Raw genomic sequence first — 16452 nt, 5'->3', positions numbered from 1 at the left:
CGCCTTCAGAGCGGCAGCGGACCAGCCGGCGTCTCGCGCGGGAAGCGCAGGGTAAAGGCGGTTCCCGCTCCCGGAGCGCTGTCCAGCCGCAGCCGTCCGCGCAAGGTTCGGGTGACCAGCGTGTAGACGATGTTGAGCCCCAGGCCGCTGCCGCCACGGTCGCGGCAGGTGGTGAAGAAGGGCTCGAACACCTTGCCGTGCAGGTCTGCCGGAATGCCACGCCCGTCGTCGGCATAGACCAGTTCCACCTCGCCGTCCGTCTCCGTGACGGTCACCGTCAGCCGGCCGCGCACGCCCGGATCGTAGCCGTGAAGGAGGGAGTTGATGACGAAGTTGGTCAGGATCTGGCCGAAAGCGCCGGGATAGCTGTCGAGCATCAGCGTTTCCGGGCAATGGACATCGACCGAATGCCCGCTGCGGCGGATGCGCATGCCCAGGCTGCGCAGGATCTCGTGGATGTAGTGATTCAGCTCGAAGACGCGGCGTTCCTCGCTGGCCTGGTCGACGGCGATCTGCTTGAAGCTCTGGATCAGGCGGGTGGCGCGCTCGACGTTCAGCAGCATCAGCTGCGTCGCTTCGTCAGCGATGTCGATGTAGTCGGCAAAGTCGCCGCGCCGCAGGCTGCCGGCCTCGAACAGCTGGCGCAGGACACGGGTCTTCTCCGCCAACAGCGAGGCACCGGTGAGGGCGATGCCGACCGGCGTGTTGATCTCGTGCGTCACACCGGCCACCAGCGACCCCAGCGCCGCCATCTTCTCCGCCTGGATCAGCTGGACCTGCGCCTCCTTCAGATCCAGCAGCGCGCGTTCGGCCTCGTCTCTGGCGGCACGCACCGCCTCGGCCGCATGGACGCTTTCGGTGACATCGGTGTGGGAGCCGACGATGCGGAAGATCCGGCCGTCATTCCCCGCCACGGCAAGCGCGCGGGTCTCCAGGAAGACGATGTCGCCGGAACGATGGCGGAAGCGCTGGAGTTGACGGCTTTCCGACTGGCGGCCGGTCGCCAGCTCCTCCACCATCTCCAGCGCGGCGCCGCGGTCCTGCGGGTCGAGGAGTTCCTCCCAGCGGCGGCGGCTGTTGTCCATCTCCGCTTCGGAATATCCCAGCAGACCCCACCATTGCGGAGAAAACCACACTTCGCCGCTGTGCAGATCCCATTGCGAGATGCCTTCACGCGCCGCGCGGATCGCTTGTTCCAGCAAATCCCGGCTGGAGGCCAGTTCCCGCTCCGCCTGCTTGCGCCGGGTGATGTCGGTGTAGGTGGTGACGAATCCGCCGTCGGGGAGCGGCAGCGTCACCGTCTCAATGATGAGGCCGTCGGGTCGCACCCGTTCATTGTAGAAGGGCCAGGATGCGTTGCGGATATACTCCAGCCGCTGCGCCACCAGATCGTCGACATTGCCGCGACCGTAACCGCCCTGTTCGGCGATGTGGCGGACCACCGCCTCATAAGGCTGGGCATAGCGCGGAAATCCAGGATCGATGTAGAGCAGTTCCAGCACTCGCCTGTTCCAGGCGACCAGCCGCAGGTCCTGGTCGAACGCCATCACCCCCTGGCTGAGACAGTCGAGCACGGAACTGGTCCTCGCCCACGGTTCATGCTCCGCCTGGGGCCCGGCGGCGACCGCATCGACCACTGACAGCAGCCATTGGCCCGCTCCGCCGCTGCCCAACGCCAGCGTCACGGCGCTGCCGTCGGGAAGTCCCCGCGTCATCGGACAGCCGCGGCGCAGATCAGCCATCGCCCCGCCCAGCAGGCCGCCGAACAGACCCTCCAGCGTCGCGCCGCCGGCCACGGCGAACCGCGCCGCAAAGGCGGCATTGCTCCATACCAGACGTTCGTCGGCGTTAAAGCGGGCGAACCCGGTCTCCACCATGCCCGTGCCGGCTCCCTCCATAGGTTCGTCCGCAGTCGAAATCGCGTGCAAATCTTACAACCAATATCGGTGATTACGGGAATACTCAGGAAGATCAGCGCGCCACTTGCGGCAATGCCCGCATTCTTGTCTCTCCTCAGTTGCCCGGCAAGTGGCATTCCGCAACATGTCCCGGGAAACGCGGTGGGGCGGCCTCTTGATTTTATACGCCGACGAAGCCTAATCCAGCGCCTGTCGAAGGGGCTGGCGGTCAAGCCGTTGCGGGGAAAGGATTTGCACAATGGCGGATATCGCGGCCTATGGCAGCCTGTTCCTGGTGGCGCTGGTGGCCGCAACGATTTTTCCCGCCCAGTCCGAGCTTCTGCTCGCCGGGTTGCATGCGTCCGGCAACTATCATGACGGGCTGCTGATTCTGGTGGCGACCATCGGCAATGTCGCAGGATCCACGATCAATTGGGCGCTCGGCCGTTATCTGATGCATTTCCAGGATCGGCGCTGGTTCCCGGTTTCCCGCCCGCTGGTGGAACGGGCAACCGGATGGTACCAGCGTTTCGGTGTCTGGTCGCTGTTGCTGGCCTGGGTGCCGGTGATAGGCGACCCGCTGACGCTCGTCGCCGGCATCCTGCGCGTCGACCTGCGGCTGTTCCTGCTGCTGGTGACCATCGGCAAGCTTGGACGGTACGTGGCGCTGATTGTTGCGCTATGACACAGAATAGTATCAGTATTGTGAGCAATACTGTCAAATACGGGCAACAATGAGCTTGTGGATAGGCCTGCCGTCACAGTATTAACGGACCCCGAAACGCGGATCCCTCGAACCGGTGAAGAGCCTCAGGTCTCAAGGGGCTTTTCGGATTATCGACGTTGTTTGACAGAGGTCAAACGCGCCGCATCGGCGGTCGACTATGCTCCGCGCCAACGTGGAACCGGATATCAGGCGCATCGACATGCCAGACGGAAGCATCGTTCAGCAGGGCTCAGCCCAACCCGCCAAGGTCCCGCTGTACGAAAGCCATAAGACGATTCATCCGAAGGCGGTCAAGGGCCTCTATCGCCGCCTGAAGACGGTCACCTTCTCCGTTCTTCTGGCGCTGTTCTTCATCGCCCCCTGGATCCGGTGGGAGCGCGGTCCCGAGGCACCGGCCCAGGCGGTGCTGTTCGATCTGACGACACCGCGCTTCTTCCTGTTCTGGATCGAGATCTGGCCGCAGGAGATCTATTACCTCACCGGCATTCTGATCGTCGCGGCGCTGGGCCTGTTCCTGGCGACGGCGCTGGCGGGACGTGTCTGGTGCGGTTTCGCCTGCCCGCACACGGTGTGGACCGACCTGTTCGTCTGGATCGAGCGAGTCTTTGAAGGTGACCGGGCGGAGCGCATCCGCATGGAAAAGCAGCCCTGGACCATGCGCAAGTTCCTGCGCAAGACCGGCAAGCATGCCGGTTGGCTGGCGCTGAGCCTCGTCACCGGTTTCGGTTTCCTCGCTTATTTCACCGACGCCCCCGCCCTGCTGCACGATCTGGCCACCTTCCAGGCCAGCTACGAGGCGACATCCTTCTTCGGCATCTTCGTCGGCATGACCTATGTGATGGCCGGCTGGACCCGCGAGCAGATGTGCATGTACATGTGCCCGTGGCCGCGCATCCAGTCCGCCATGCTGGATGAACATTCGCTGGTCGTCACCTATCAGGCCGACCGCGGCGACAACCGCGGCCCGAAGCGCAAGTCGCAGAGTTGGGACGAACGGCGCGCCCAGGGCTTCGGCGACTGCATCGACTGCGGCCAGTGCGTGCAGGTCTGCCCGATGGGCATCGACGTCCGCACCGGCGAGCAATCGGACTGCATCAATTGCGGCCTGTGCGTCGACGCCTGCGACAGCATCATGATCCAGCAGGGGCTGCCCACCCGCCTGATCGCGTTCGACAGCCTTGCCGCCCAGGACACCCGGGCGTCCGGCAAGTCCTATCAGTGGCGTCTGGTCCGTCCGCGCGTCATCGTTTATGCCCTGCTGATGCTGGTCATCGGCGGCGCGATGGCCTGGAGCTTCGCCCTGCGCCCCAGCCTGAACATCACCGTCCTGCGTGATCGCGCCCCGCTGTTCGTCACGTTGTCGGACGGGTCGATCCGCAACGCCTACACCTTCAAGGTCGCCAACAAGACCCGGCAGAACCGCTCCTACACCCTCAGCGTCGCCGGCCTGCCCACCGCCGACATCAAGGTGATCGGCGAGGCCGAGGAGGAGACCGCAGCCCACACCGCCACCATTTCGGCGGAACCGGACAGCGTCGCCACCTACCGCGTCTATGTGACGGCGCCGCGCAGTGCGGTAACCGCCGCCTCGCTGCCGCTGACCTTCCAGCTGTCCGACACCGGCACGGCCGAGAAGAACAGCCGTGACAGCGTGTTCCTGGGGCCGGCGAACTGACGGTCTGGCCCACCTTGGCACCAGCGCGAAAGGCGGTAGCCGGCGGATCGGCCTACCGCCTTTCGTTTTTCTGCGCAAAGGAGGGGCACCCGCATGGGCAGTTTGCGCAAGTCCCCAAACCACTCACCTGACTCGGGCGAACGACGGCTGGGCAACGGAAGTTGCGGGCCGGCCGGCTGACGAGGTGAAGACCCCATGCTTTTCGATTTTGAACCATCGGGCATCAACGATACCTACCTGCGCCTGACGCGGAGCGGTTTGTCCTGCATCGTCGCGCCGGCAGGGGGATGGAACGGGCTTCTGCGGGTGAACTACATTGTCGCCGGCGCCCCCGGCAGCAGCGAACCGCACATGGTCTTCCGCAGCCTGGACGTCGGCTGGGATGATGGCCGTTTCTGCTGGAAGGGCCGCGCGGCACCGGTGCTGACCAACTCCGCCATGGTCGACGTCCTGCTGGACCGCGGCATGGTGACCGAAACGGAGGCCGAACGGCTGTTGTTCGGCATCAACACCCCGGCGGCCGGCGCCAGTTCGGACGAGTCGCTGATGATCCGCGGGCTGCTCGCCGGCTGCAGCTTCACGCCCATCTACGACCAGCAGCCGCTCAGCACCGAACCGCCGGTGGTTGCCGGATTCGCCATGCGCACGCTGTCCGATCCCGGCGCCTATATGCTGGAGGCCCGCAACGGCCTGCCTGTCCTGGATTCCGAAGCGCGCGACGCCCTGCGCCGGCTGGTCGGCATGGTGACGTGACGGCCTTGCCCTCCTTCTTTGGTCGCAGACGGTGCCGGACCGGACCGAATCCCTGCCCTATGGCGTAGCGATTAGACCTTCGGGCGATAGAAACTGTCACAGTGCCAGGACATTCTTATTGCAACTGCTCACGGGAGCCACGCTTGCCGCCGACCTGATCCTCTTGCGAGAGAGCCCGACCAGCCATGAATGCCAGACTGTCCCACCGCTGCACCGCCCTGTTCGACCGCGCCCGCACCGCATGGCTCAGCCAGCCGCTGGCCCGCAAGTTGGCCTCCCGCAAATCCGCCGGACGTCCCCGGATGTCGATGGAGCTGCTGGACCTGGAACTCTTCCGCATCGACATCGGTCATTGAGGGCAGGCACTGCCGGTGGTCGCTGAAGGCGCCCACCGATCACGGCCCGCATATTCACAGCGAAGTCCGCTCCTCCCCCTCCGTCAGCAGGCGGCGGATGGCGTTGACCAGCGGCTTCATGTGAAAGGTCGATTCCGGCGCGACGGCCACCGTCCCTCCAGCCGCTTCCACCGCTTCCGCCACCACCGGCCCGACGGCGGCGATGCGCGTCCTGGCGAAACCCTGGCGGAAGGCGTCGCCAAGGCCGCAGGCCTCCGCCACCTCATGCAGGCGGCGCACCTGGGGCGAGGCGGTGAAGGCCACGAAGTCGATGCGGCCGTCCGCCATGTCGCGGATAGCCTCCTGCACCGCACCGGTCTCGGAATCGTTGGCGTAGCGGTACGGGGTCACCGCCACCGGATCGCCGCCGCGCGCCCGTACCGCTTCCAGCAACGGCTCGTTCGGATTGTCGGGGTAGAGCTGGATGCCGACGCGGCGGCCGGTCAAATCCTCCTCACCCAGCATGGCGATGACGCCGTCGGTTGTCGGGGCGGGAGCGGATTTGTATGGGGTACAGCCGATCTCGCGCAGCGCCTTCACCGGCTTCGGGCCGCGCACGAAGACGCGTGCGCGACCGATGGCGGCAACCACATCGGCATCGCGGTCCATGGCCCGGGCGACGGTCATCAGGCGCCGCAGCCCCTCGCCGGTCAGCAGAACGATGTCGTCGAACCCCTCGGTCAGGAGCCGCTCCAGCCACGCCCGTGCCGGCGCCGGATCGTCGAGATCGAGGATCTTCACCATCGGGCAACGGATCGTTTCGGCCCCATGCTGCTCCATCATCCCGGCGAACAGGTCGAGGTCCCGGCTTTCCGGCACCAGAATCCGCTTTCCCGCCAGATCGCCGCTCAGTCCGGCCATGGTCCCGCTCCCGTGTGTCGCGTATGGTGATGGCCAGACTAGCAGGCAGATGCGCGTGCGGTCACGCGGGATGGGCGAGGCACCCTACCCGCGCCGGCAATGCAACAGACTGAACAGGCCGAAGGGCGGCAGGGTGCGGATGCTCTCCACCGCCAGCCGCGACCCGGTCATCATCGCGGCGAGCGTGAAGTCCGGCCGCCAGCCGAGCTTCTTCGACAAGGGCGACAACCAGCCCTCCACCGCGCGGCGGACGCCGGGTTCGGGTGCCGCGAAGTGGTTGACGATCACGATGTCGCCGCCGGGTTTGCAGACGCGCTCCAGCTCCGCCATCGTACCCTGGGGATCGGGGACGACGGTCATCACATACATGGCGACCACCACGTCGAAGCTGCCGTCGGCGAAGGCCAGCTTGCCGGCATCCATCTCCAGCAGCCCTTCGACATGGTCGAGCTTCTCGCGCTCCACCCGCTCCTGCGCCACCTTCAGCATGTCGGTGGACAGGTCGATGCCGACGACGCGGTTGTCCTTGCGGTAGTCGGACAGCGACAGGCCGGTGCCGACACCGACCTCCAGGATGCGCAGGCCGCCGCGGCGGTTCAGCCACTCGACCGCCGCATGCCGTCCGGAGGCCAGAAGCACCCCGAACACCCGGTCGTAGAATCCGGCATAGCGGCGATATGCGGCGCGAATGGATTCGGCGTCCATGTTCCTGTCTCCCCCGTTTCGATCCCGTTGCCGGCTGGTGCCGAAAGGTCAAGGTCAAGCCGGCCACGGCGCACCATAGCCGGCTTCGGCATGACATGAAAGTCAAGCAAACAACAAACCCCTCTCAATGTCACGCCATGACCCTTCATTCATTTTATTCTGCGCCCGATTGGATTTTCAGAGCCATTTCCCTTAATCTTTTTTGATTGAACGTTCATTCAAATCATCGCAGCGCTTTACCACATGGCCATTCCGGCGGAAATGGCGCTGGACAGTGCCGCCCCGGCGGTTCCATAGACAGGCGATGGCCGACACCGTTTCCCCCCGTCCGCTACGCCGCCGCCGGTTGGCGCTCCTCGTCGCGGCACTGGCCGCGATGACGGCGCTGTGCTGCTGGGGTGCCTATCGCTGGGCGGAGGCGGAGGCGCGGACGGCGCTGACGTTGAACGGCGATCAGCGGCTGGGGCTCTATGCCAGCAGCATCCGCAACGCGGTCGGCCGCTACGACTATCTCCCCTTCCTGGTCGCCCGCGATCACGAGGTGCTGGATCTGCTGGACGATCCTTCGCCACTGCGGCGCGACGCCGTGAACCGCAGGCTGGAGACGGCGAACGCGGCGGCCGGGTCCGCGGCGCTCTATGTGGTGGACCGCGGCGGCCTTGCGCTGGCAGCCAGCAACTGGGCCGACCCGGCGCAGAGCTTCGTCGGCCAGACCTATGATTTCCGCCCCTATTTCCGTCAGGCGGTGGAGGCCGGCAGCGGACGCTATTTCGGCATCGGCGTCACCACCGGCCTGCCCGGCTATTTCCTGTCGCATGTGGTGCGCCGGGGTGAGGCGCTGACCGGCGTCGCCGTGGTCAAGATCGACCTGGAGCCGGTGCAGCGCGACTGGGCCGCCGGCGGCGAACGGGTGCTGGTGACCGACGAGAACGGCATCGTCTTCCTGTCCAGCCATGCCGATTGGAAATATCGCGCCCTGCGCCCGCTGCCCGATGCGGTGACGGCCCGGCTGGCCCGGACCCGGCAATATGACCGCAGCGATCTGGCCCCGCTCGGCCTGCATGACGGCCCTCTGATGGAGAACGGCGCCCGGCTGGTCAGCCTGCCCGATCCCCTCGCCCAGGGTGCCCGCCGCGCCTATCTGATGCAGGAACTCGCCCTGCCGGAATTCGGCTGGACCATCCGCTTCCTGTCCGATCTGGAGCCGGTGAAGGCGCAGGCGGCCGGCGCCGCCGTGCTGACCGCCATGGGCATCCTGCTGCTGGCGGCGGCGGCGGCGCTGGGCTGGCAGCGGCGTCAGACCCTGCGGCTCCAGCGCGAGGCGCGGGTGACGCTGGAGCGCCGGGTGGAGGAACGCACGGCCGAGTTGTTGACCGCCAACCGTATCCTGCGCGAGGCGCAGGAGGAGCTGGTCCAGGCCGGCAAGCTGGCCGCACTCGGTCAGATGTCGGCGGCGCTGGCGCACGAGATCAACCAGCCGCTGGCCGCCATCCGCACCTTCGTCGCCTCCACCCGGCTGCTGGCGGAGCGGGGAGAGACGGCGATGGTCCGCGACAATCTCGCCATGATCGGCGATCTGGCGGAACGGATGGCGCTGCTGTCAGGCCATCTGAAGGAATTCGCCCGCAAGGGTCCGGCCAGGGTGGAGGCGGTTCCGGTCGCCCGAACCATGGACCGCGCTCTGGCCCTGCTCGCCTCCCGCCTGCGCGAGGAGGAGGTGCAGGTGGAGCAGTCGATCCCGCCCGATGCCCGCGTGCGCGGCGACGCGGTGCGGCTCGAGCAGGTCTTCGTCAACCTGCTGCGCAACGCCGCCGACGCCATGGCCGGCAGCGGGGACCGACGCCTGACCCTGACCGCCGCCCACACCACCGAGGGCTGGGAAATCCGCATCCGCGACAGCGGGACCGGCATCGCCGAGGCGCACCAGTTCCAGCTGTTCGACCCCTTCTTTACCACGAAGGAGGTTGGTCAGGGACTTGGCCTGGGGCTGTCGCTGTCCTATGGCATCGTGCGGGACTTCGGCGGCACCCTGCGGGCGGAGAACAATCCCGACGGCGGCGCCTGCTTCGTCGTCCAGCTGCCGGAAGCATGATGAGGTTCGCGAGATGAAGACCGATCCGTCCGCCACCCCCGTCCTGTTCATCGACGACGAGCTGGCGATGCGCCTGTCGGTGACGCAGTGGCTGCAATTGGCCGGTTTCGCCGCGCAGGGGTTCGAGACGCCGCAGCCGGCGCTCGACCTGCTGTCGCCCGACTTCCCCGGCGTTCTGGTCACCGACGTGCGGATGCCGCGGATGGACGGCATGGCGGTGCTGGAACGGGCGCTGGAGCGCGACGCCGACCTGCCGGTGATTCTGGTGACCGGCCATGGCGACGTGGCGCTGGCGGTGGAGGCGATGCGGCGCGGCGCCTACGACTTCATCGAGAAGCCTTTCGAACCTGACCATCTGGTCGCCGTCCTCCGCCGCGCGGCCGAGAAGCGGCGTCTGGTGCTGGAGAATCGCGGTCTGCGCCGCCGCACCGCCGGCGGTGGGATCGAGACGCGGCTGATCGGCACCTCCCCCGCCATCGCCGAGCTGCGGCGCGACCTGATCGACCTCGCCGCCACCAGCGCCAGCGTGCTGATCCATGGCGAGACCGGCACGGGGAAGGAGCTGGTCGCCCGCTGCCTGCATGATTTCGGCCCCAGAGGCTCAAGGGGCGGGGAAAAGGGTGCCTTCGTCGCGGTGAATTGCGGTGCCATCCCCGACAGCATGGCGGAGAGCGAGCTGTTCGGGCACGAGCCCGGCGCCTTCACCGGCGCCACCCAGCGCCGCGCCGGCAAGCTGGAGCATTCCAGCGGCGGCACCCTGTTCCTGGACGAGATCGAGAGCATGCCGCTCGCCATCCAGGTCAAGCTGCTGCGCGCGCTCCAGGAACGCACCATCGAACGGCTGGGATCCAACAAGCAGGTGGCGGTCGACTTGCGGCTGGTGGCGGCGACCAAGATCGACCTGCTCGACCTCAGCGAGGAGGGGCGGTTCCGCAGCGACCTCTATTACCGCCTGAACGTCGCGGAACTGCACATCCCGCCTCTGCGGGCGCGGACGGAGGATATTCCGCTGCTGTTCGACTATTTCGCCGCCGAGTTCGCCGCCCGCCACGGCCGGGAACCGCGTCCGCTGGAGGCGGCCGACCTCGACGCCCTGCTGGCCCATGACTGGCCCGGCAATGTGCGTGAACTGCGCAATCTGGCCGAACGCCATGTCCTGTCGGTCGGCCGCAGCGGCGTTGCCGGCCTTCTGCGCCGTCGCCCGGTCGGCGGAGAGGGTGCGACGGCGCCACGCGCCCTGGCCGATCAGGTCGACGCTTTCGAGAAACGGGCGATCGAACAGGCGCTGGAGCGCTGCAAGGGCGACATCAAGGCGGTGATGGACCTGCTGGACATCCCCCGCCGCACCCTGAACGAGAAGATGGCCCGCCACGGCCTGGACCGTACCCGTTACCTGCCGCGGGGGTGAGCGGCAGTTACCACCAATGCCGCTGCTGGCGACCGGTGCGCAGGCGGGCCACCTCGACCATTTCGGCGGGATCCTGCGGCTTGCGCAGATCCTTCACCACCGCCAGCAAAGCACCAGCACGCTCAACCTCCGCCACCGTCGGGCCGGTCATCAGCGTGTCGCAATCCTCCTGCGTCGGCGCGATGAAGAAGTCCGCCTTGCGCCAGTCGGTGACCCAATGCAGGTTGGCCGGCGCAAGCTTTTCGAAGGCCAGCGGTTCAGCACAGACGGCGACGCTGTAGCTGCGGTGATGGTGGGTGCGGGCCTCCTCCGCGGCGATCACTTCCGACAGATCCTCCACCGCTTCCGGCAGGCTGTTGGCCCAGTAATCGACATCGTATTTGCGCACGGCACCGGCGACACCGCCGACCAACTCGTTGAAATAGACGTACTCGTTGGGGTGCAGCGCCTCCAGGACCATCGCCTCGCGCGCCAGAGCAAGCGCCAGCGCGAGGCCTGCCAGAACGGCGGCCGACACCCCGCGCCCGGTGCGCTGCGACACGCCGAACCTCCAGGCGCCGGCCCAAACGATCAGCCGGTCGAGCCCGATGCCGCCCAGCACCGCCAGCGGCGGAAGCACGAACAGGAAATGGCGGATCGCCGTATAACCGGGCCCATGGGTGACGGTGAACCAGAGCACCGGGAACAGCACCGCCAGCGCGACCAGCCCACAGCCGACCGCCCGGGTCACCCCCTCCCCACCGGCCTGCCGGTTCCGATGCATGGTCCCCGGCAGGATCAGCAACCCCAGCGTCGCCCCGCCCAACATCACCAGCGGCAGCTTGATCCCGAGATACCAGACCAGATAGCTGCGCGGCACCTCGTACATCCAATATTCGGTGCCGCCCAGCAGGGTGCGGATCGGGTAGTGGAAATGCGAGAAATCGGCCAGCGCCCGCAACGGGTTCAGCGGCTCCAGCACCGCCCAGGGCCAGAAGACCGCCATCAGTCCGTAAGCAACAGGAAGCGCCGGCAGCAGGCGCAGCGTTCCCCGCCCGGCCTCGCGCAGCCGGGGCACGGAAACGCTCCCCGCCAGCAGCCACCCCACAAGCGCCGCCCCCGCGTAGCCGGCCAGCAGCAGCGCCCCGACCCGGATGCCCAGTGCCAGCCCAATGACGGCGCCGAAACCCAATACGGTGCACACGCGCAGCCGCGGCATCTGCCCGATCAGCCGGATCAGCAGCGCCACCGCCGCCATCATCAGCACGGCAAAGGGGACGTCCTTGGTGTGGTTGAACAGCCCGCCATACCAGGGACCGCACAGCGCCAGCAATGCCCCGGCGAGGAACCCCGCCCGCGGCCCGGCCAGCCGGCGCCCCACGGCCCAGACCACCGCAATCCCCGCCACCCCGATCAGGGCGCAGAGCAGGTGCCGCGTCTCGTAGGGGTCGAAAGGCAGCAGTGGTGCCAATGCCACCGCCGCCATGTCGAACAGCCCGCCATAGAGATACAGATTCTTGTAGGTGAAGGCTGAATCGTCGGTGAAGCCGCTGCGATACCAGTCGATCAGCTTGGCGCCATAGACATGCTGCACCTCCTCGTCGTTGGAGATGCCATAATGACGGAAGGTGACGGCGACCAGCACAAGCAGGGCCAGAAATCCCAACGCCGCGGCAAGATCCCACGACCTGCCGATCAGCCGACGCAAAAGGCTGGTCCTCCCGGTCAAGCGACACTCCTCCACAATCCGCCGGCAGAAAGAGCACCGGCAGCGGCAGCTTGTCATGTGAAATCTCTGCCATCAGCCTGGGGCTGCGTCCCAACGGCTTGAAGGCAAAATCTGATGAAAGCCGGCACAGATACAAACACCAGACTTCGCTAAATTATCTCAAATATTCAATTCGCCGAACGGCGGTAACCTCATATCCCCATGCGACACCGTATCGCGGCCTCCCTTCAGGAAATCCGTTCAATACTCATAGGATAACTTCCAGCAGAACATGCTGCACGACAAGGCGCCCGCAATGCGCCGAAAGGTGGTGGTCAATGACCGGAACTTCTTTTTCAATCCGCGCGAAACTGCTCATGCTGGTGGCGACCGCCAGCCTTGCCTGCATGGCGATCGCGGGTGCCGGGCTCTATCTCAGCTACAATCGCATGTATCAGGACCGCGTCGATGCGCTGCGCTTCATGGTCGAGGCCGGACACAGCATGGCAGCCCGATTCGAAAGCCAGGTCGCGGCCGGGCAGTTGAGCCGTGACGAGGCCCAGGCACGCTTCAAGGAGGCCTTCCTCGCCATCCGCTACAGCGGGGAGGAGTATCTCTTCGCCCACACCTACGACAATGTCGGATTCGCGCATATCAACAAGGCGCTGATGGGAAAGGACGTCTCCGGAATCAAGGACGCGGCGGGCGTCCCGGTCATCCCGGCGCTGATCGACATCGTGAAGAGCAAGGGAGAGGGGACTTACGCCTATGACTGGCCCCGCACCGTCGGCGGCACCGAAACCGCGGTCAAGCTGGCCTATGTGAAGGGATTCGAGCCATGGCGGATCTTCATCGGCACCGGCATCTTCATCGACGATCTGTGGGCCGCCTTTCTGTCGCAACTCTGGACCCTGCTTGGCGTCATCGTGGCTCTGGCCTTGCCGGCGGTCATCCTGCTGGCGCTGGTCGGGCACAACATCAGCTCCACCATCCGCTCGCTGGCCGGGCGCATGCGGGCAATGGCCGATGGCGACATGACCGTCACCTTCCCGGAAGCCAGCCGCGGCGACGAGCTTGGTGACATGAGCCGGGCCACCCAGGTGTTCAAGGAGAACGCGCTGGCCAAGCAGCGGCTCGAAGCCGGGCAGATTGAACAGGCCCGCCGCGCCGAAGCGGAAAAGCACCGCGCCATCGCCGATCTGGCGGACCGGTTCGAGCAGGCGGTGGGCGGCGTCATCCATGCCGTGGTCAAGGAAGCCGCCGGGATGGAAAGCCGGGTTGCCGCCGTGACCCAGGCGGCGGACCAGGCCGGCAGGCTGGCCAGCGACGTCGCCGTGACGACGGAACAGACATCGTCCAACGTCCAGACCGTCGCGGCCGCCACGGAGGAGCTGAGCAGTTCGATCGGCGAGATCAGCCGGCAGGTCGGCCAATCTTCGGACATCGCCCGTGAAGCCGCCGGGATCGCCGAGCGCGCCAACACCAAGGTGGATGGATTGGCCCAGGCGGTGCAGCGGATCGGCGCAGTGGTCGAGCTGATCAATTCGATCGCCAGCCAGACCAATCTCCTGGCTTTGAACGCCACCATCGAGGCCGCCCGCGCCGGCGACGCCGGAAAGGGATTCGCCGTGGTTGCTTCGGAGGTGAAGGCGCTCGCCACCCAGACGGCGAAGGCGACCGACGACATCGCCCTCCAGGTCGCCGACATCCAGTCGATGACAGGCGAAACTGTCGGCGAGTTGCAGGAGGTGGTCCGGGTCATCGGCCACATCAACGAGGTCGCCACCTCCATCGCCTCGGCGGTCGAGGAACAGGGGGCCGCCACCCGGGAGATCAGCCGCAACATCCAGCAGGCCGCCCAGGGCACCCAGACCGTCTCCGACAGCATCGGCAGCGTCAACGAAGCCGCCAGCCAGAGCGGCAAGGTGGCTTACGAAGTCCTGACCTCGGTCCGCGAGCTGTCCAGCCACACCGATACGCTGAGCAACGAGGTGGACCGCTTCCTGACCCAGGTCCGCGCGGGATGATCGATTATCCTATCTAAAGTGCGCTTTAGCTCATTGACGTTGACTTCCCCCTGCGCCCATGGCGAAATCGCTGGCGCAGGGGATTGTCCATGGCCGAACGGAATCGGGTCTACGGCGTGACGGAACTGGCGGCGGAGTTCGACCTTACGCCGCAGGCGTTGCGCTATTACGAGGAAAAGGGGCTGCTGACGCCCCAGCGTGCCGGGGGACGGCGGGTGTTCACCTACCGCGACCGCGCGCGGCTGATTCTGATCCTGAAATTCCGCCGGGTCGGCTTTTCGCTGGAGCAGATCGCCGAATATCTCGCCCATTACCGTTCCGGCCGGCCCAGCGCCAGACAATACCGCGACGGGCTGCGCAAGATCCGCGCCCGCCTTGATGAACTTGAACGACTGCAGGCCGAGATCACCGACGTGATCGGCGAACTGAAGGCGATGGAAGCCGACGCGGAACGGCGGCTCGCCACCTGCACGCATGACGACGGCATAGGACCAGAGGGCCCGAAACCGGATGGCCCAAAACCAGAAGCGACCGAACAGGGAGTGAGACGATGCTGCGCGGAATGATGATGAATGGCCCCCTGCTGGTGACGTCGATCCTGCGTCACGCGGCGCTCTACCATGCCGACACCGAAATCGTGTCGCGCACCACCGAGGGGCCGATCCACCGCTACACCTACGCCGACGCCTGGGTCCGCGCCCAGAAGCTGGCGAACGCGCTGGCCGCACTCGGCATGCAGCCGGGCGACCGCATCGGCACGCTGGCCTGGAATGGCTACCGCCATCTGGAATGCTATTACGGCATCGGTGGCTCGGGCATGGTCTGCCACACCATCAACCCGCGCCTGTTCCCGGAGCAGATCGCCTACATCGTCAACCATGCCGAAGACCGGCTGCTGTTCACCGACCTGACCTTCGTGCCGCTGCTGGAGGGCATCGCCCACGAACTGACCGGGTTGAAGGGCATCGTCGTGATGACCGACCGCGCCAACATGCCGGCCTCCAGCCTGCCCAACCTGCTCTGCTACGAGGACCTGCTGGCCGAGCAGCCGGACGGCTTCGACTGGCCGGATCTCGACGAGAATGCCGCCTGCGGCATGTGCTACACCTCCGGCACCACCGGCAACCCGAAGGGCGTTCTGTACAGCCACCGCTCCGCCTATCTGCACGCCATGGCCGCCTGCATGCCGGATGTCTTCGGCCTGTCGGCGTCGGACGTGGTGCTGCCGGTGGTGCCGATGTTCCACGTCAATGCCTGGGGCGTGCCCTATGCCGCCCCGATGGTCGGCGCCAAGCTGGTCTTCCCCGGCGGCAAGCTGGACGGCGCCAGCCTGTATGAACTGTTTGAGACCGAGAAGGTCACCAACAGCGCCGGCGTGCCCACCGTCTGGCTGGCGCTGCTGAACTGGCTGGACGCCAACAGGAAGAAGCTGACGACGATGCGCCGCATCGCCATCGGCGGTTCGGCCTGTCCGCCGGTGATGATCCAGCGCTTCGCCGAGATGGGGGTTGAGGTCCTGCACGCCTGGGGCATGACGGAAACCAGCCCGCTGGCCCTTGCCAACCGGCCCAAGGGCAAGCATCGTGGGCTGGATGCCGAGGCATCGGTGGCGCTGGCCGCAAAGCAGGGCCGGCCGATCTGCGGCGTCGAATTCCGCGTCGTCGACGGCTCCGGCAACGAGGTGCCGCGCGACGGCCTCAGCTTCGGCCGGCTGCTGGTGCGCGGTGCCACCGTCTGTTCCGGCTATTTCGGCGTGGTGGACAGCCCATCCCACCAGATGATTCCCGGCTGGTTCGAGACCGGCGACGTGGTGACGATGGACGCCGACGGCTATGTCCAGATCGTCGACCGCACCAAGGACGTCATCAAGTCGGGCGGCGAGTGGATCAGCTCCATCGATCTGGAGAACATCGCCGTCGGCCATCCCGGTGTCCAGGAAGCCGCCGCCGTCGCCGTGCCCGACGAGAAGTGGGGCGAACGCCCGGTGCTGGTCGTCGTCCGCAAAGCGGACTCCTCCGTCACCCGTGAGGAACTGCTGGCGGTCTTCGACGGCAAGGTGGCGAAATGGTGCATCCCCGACGATGTCCGTTTCGTCGACGCCCTGCCCCACACCGCCACCGGCAAGCTGCTGAAGAGCGAGATCCGTCACATGCTGACCGACCGCCAAGGAGTGTGACCGGAAAAGAAACGGGCCGGACGGAATGAACCGTCCGGCCCAGTGTCC

13 protein-coding genes are annotated in these 16452 nt (G+C 66.4%); 9 read left to right on the top strand and 4 right to left on the bottom strand.

What is annotated here, in order from left to right:
- Positions 1 to 5: 5 nt before the first annotated feature.
- Positions 6 to 1877: a PAS-domain containing protein gene (locus E6C72_RS29260; protein WP_247876119.1), complete on the bottom strand. Its 1872-nt coding sequence runs from the start codon at positions 1875 to 1877 to the stop codon at positions 6 to 8.
- Between the two features lie 280 nt (positions 1878 to 2157).
- Between E6C72_RS29260 and E6C72_RS29255 the strand changes: the two genes are divergently transcribed.
- From E6C72_RS29255 to E6C72_RS31915, 4 genes are all read left to right on the top strand, one after another.
- Positions 2158 to 2583: a YqaA family protein gene (locus E6C72_RS29255; RefSeq protein WP_109865074.1), complete on the top strand. Its 426-nt coding sequence runs from the start codon at positions 2158 to 2160 to the stop codon at positions 2581 to 2583.
- Between the two features lie 241 nt (positions 2584 to 2824).
- Entirely contained in the window at positions 2825 to 4300 is a 1476-nt protein-coding gene (gene ccoG / locus E6C72_RS29250) for a cytochrome c oxidase accessory protein CcoG (protein WP_247876118.1), read from the top strand.
- A gap of 195 nt (positions 4301 to 4495) precedes the next feature.
- Entirely contained in the window at positions 4496 to 5053 is a 558-nt protein-coding gene (locus tag E6C72_RS29245) for a hypothetical protein (protein WP_109865072.1), read from the top strand.
- 185 nt (positions 5054 to 5238) lie between these two features.
- Positions 5239 to 5409: a hypothetical protein gene (locus E6C72_RS31915; protein WP_169055323.1), complete on the top strand. Its 171-nt coding sequence runs from the start codon at positions 5239 to 5241 to the stop codon at positions 5407 to 5409.
- 54 nt (positions 5410 to 5463) lie between these two features.
- Here E6C72_RS31915 and E6C72_RS29240 read toward each other — a convergent pair whose 3' ends face one another.
- Together E6C72_RS29240 and E6C72_RS29235 are read right to left on the bottom strand one after the other, a co-directional pair.
- Positions 5464 to 6309, bottom strand: a complete 846-nt coding sequence (locus E6C72_RS29240) for a uroporphyrinogen-III synthase (RefSeq protein ID WP_109865071.1) — start codon at positions 6307 to 6309, stop codon at positions 5464 to 5466.
- Positions 6310 to 6393: 84 nt separating this feature from the next.
- Positions 6394 to 7014 carry a class I SAM-dependent methyltransferase gene (locus E6C72_RS29235; RefSeq protein ID WP_109865070.1) on the bottom strand — a complete coding sequence of 207 codons (621 nt, stop codon included), beginning with the start codon at positions 7012 to 7014 and terminating at the stop codon, positions 6394 to 6396.
- 304 nt (positions 7015 to 7318) lie between these two features.
- Between E6C72_RS29235 and E6C72_RS29230 the strand changes: the two genes are divergently transcribed.
- Both E6C72_RS29230 and E6C72_RS29225 read left to right on the top strand, forming a co-directional pair.
- Positions 7319 to 9106, top strand: coding sequence for an ATP-binding protein (locus tag E6C72_RS29230; RefSeq protein WP_109865069.1), 1788 nt, complete (start codon positions 7319 to 7321; stop codon positions 9104 to 9106).
- Positions 9107 to 9119: 13 nt separating this feature from the next.
- Positions 9120 to 10514 (top strand): sigma-54 dependent transcriptional regulator, encoded by a 1395-nt coding sequence (locus E6C72_RS29225; protein ID WP_109865068.1) that lies wholly within the window; start codon positions 9120 to 9122, stop codon positions 10512 to 10514.
- A 7-nt stretch (positions 10515 to 10521) separates the two neighbouring features.
- Here the strand turns inward: E6C72_RS29225 and E6C72_RS29220 are convergent, their stop codons facing one another.
- Positions 10522 to 12222 (bottom strand): glycosyltransferase family 39 protein, encoded by a 1701-nt coding sequence (locus E6C72_RS29220; RefSeq protein WP_158280246.1) that lies wholly within the window; start codon positions 12220 to 12222, stop codon positions 10522 to 10524.
- A 356-nt stretch (positions 12223 to 12578) separates the two neighbouring features.
- Between E6C72_RS29220 and E6C72_RS29215 the strand changes: the two genes are divergently transcribed.
- The 3 genes from E6C72_RS29215 (at position 12579) to E6C72_RS29205 (ending at position 16404) form a co-directional block, all read left to right on the top strand.
- Positions 12579 to 14228 (top strand): methyl-accepting chemotaxis protein, encoded by a 1650-nt coding sequence (locus E6C72_RS29215; RefSeq protein WP_247876117.1) that lies wholly within the window; start codon positions 12579 to 12581, stop codon positions 14226 to 14228.
- An 89-nt stretch (positions 14229 to 14317) separates the two neighbouring features.
- On the top strand, positions 14318 to 14794 hold the full coding sequence (locus E6C72_RS29210; protein WP_109865065.1) for a MerR family DNA-binding transcriptional regulator: 477 nt from the start codon (positions 14318 to 14320) through the stop codon (positions 14792 to 14794).
- Positions 14779 to 16404: a 3-(methylthio)propionyl-CoA ligase gene (locus E6C72_RS29205; RefSeq protein ID WP_109865064.1), complete on the top strand. Its 1626-nt coding sequence runs from the start codon at positions 14779 to 14781 to the stop codon at positions 16402 to 16404. Before E6C72_RS29210 ends, E6C72_RS29205 begins: the two co-directional genes overlap by 16 nt.
- Positions 16405 to 16452: the final 48 nt, after the last annotated feature.

Source organism: Azospirillum sp. TSH100, from assembly GCF_004923295.1.
Lineage (GTDB): Bacteria > Pseudomonadota > Alphaproteobacteria > Azospirillales > Azospirillaceae > Azospirillum.
This window is presented reverse-complemented; position numbering and strand designations above follow the sequence as displayed.

What these genes read in the sequence shown, in the direction of transcription:
- E6C72_RS29260 (WP_247876119.1), bottom strand. Translation starts at nt 1,877, where the DNA reads ATGGTGGAGACCGGGTTCGCCCGCTTTAACGCCGACGAACGTCTGGTA.
- E6C72_RS29255 (WP_109865074.1), top strand. Translation starts at nt 2,158, where the DNA reads ATGGCGGATATCGCGGCCTATGGCAGCCTGTTCCTGGTGGCGCTGGTG.
- ccoG (WP_247876118.1), top strand. Translation starts at nt 2,825, where the DNA reads ATGCCAGACGGAAGCATCGTTCAGCAGGGCTCAGCCCAACCCGCCAAG.
- E6C72_RS29245 (WP_109865072.1), top strand. Translation starts at nt 4,496, where the DNA reads ATGCTTTTCGATTTTGAACCATCGGGCATCAACGATACCTACCTGCGC.
- E6C72_RS31915 (WP_169055323.1), top strand. Translation starts at nt 5,239, where the DNA reads ATGAATGCCAGACTGTCCCACCGCTGCACCGCCCTGTTCGACCGCGCC.
- E6C72_RS29240 (WP_109865071.1), bottom strand. Translation starts at nt 6,309, where the DNA reads ATGGCCGGACTGAGCGGCGATCTGGCGGGAAAGCGGATTCTGGTGCCG.
- E6C72_RS29235 (WP_109865070.1), bottom strand. Translation starts at nt 7,014, where the DNA reads ATGGACGCCGAATCCATTCGCGCCGCATATCGCCGCTATGCCGGATTC.
- E6C72_RS29230 (WP_109865069.1), top strand. Translation starts at nt 7,319, where the DNA reads ATGGCCGACACCGTTTCCCCCCGTCCGCTACGCCGCCGCCGGTTGGCG.
- E6C72_RS29225 (WP_109865068.1), top strand. Translation starts at nt 9,120, where the DNA reads ATGAAGACCGATCCGTCCGCCACCCCCGTCCTGTTCATCGACGACGAG.
- E6C72_RS29215 (WP_247876117.1), top strand. Translation starts at nt 12,579, where the DNA reads ATGCTGGTGGCGACCGCCAGCCTTGCCTGCATGGCGATCGCGGGTGCC.
- E6C72_RS29210 (WP_109865065.1), top strand. Translation starts at nt 14,318, where the DNA reads ATGGCCGAACGGAATCGGGTCTACGGCGTGACGGAACTGGCGGCGGAG.
- E6C72_RS29205 (WP_109865064.1), top strand. Translation starts at nt 14,779, where the DNA reads ATGCTGCGCGGAATGATGATGAATGGCCCCCTGCTGGTGACGTCGATC.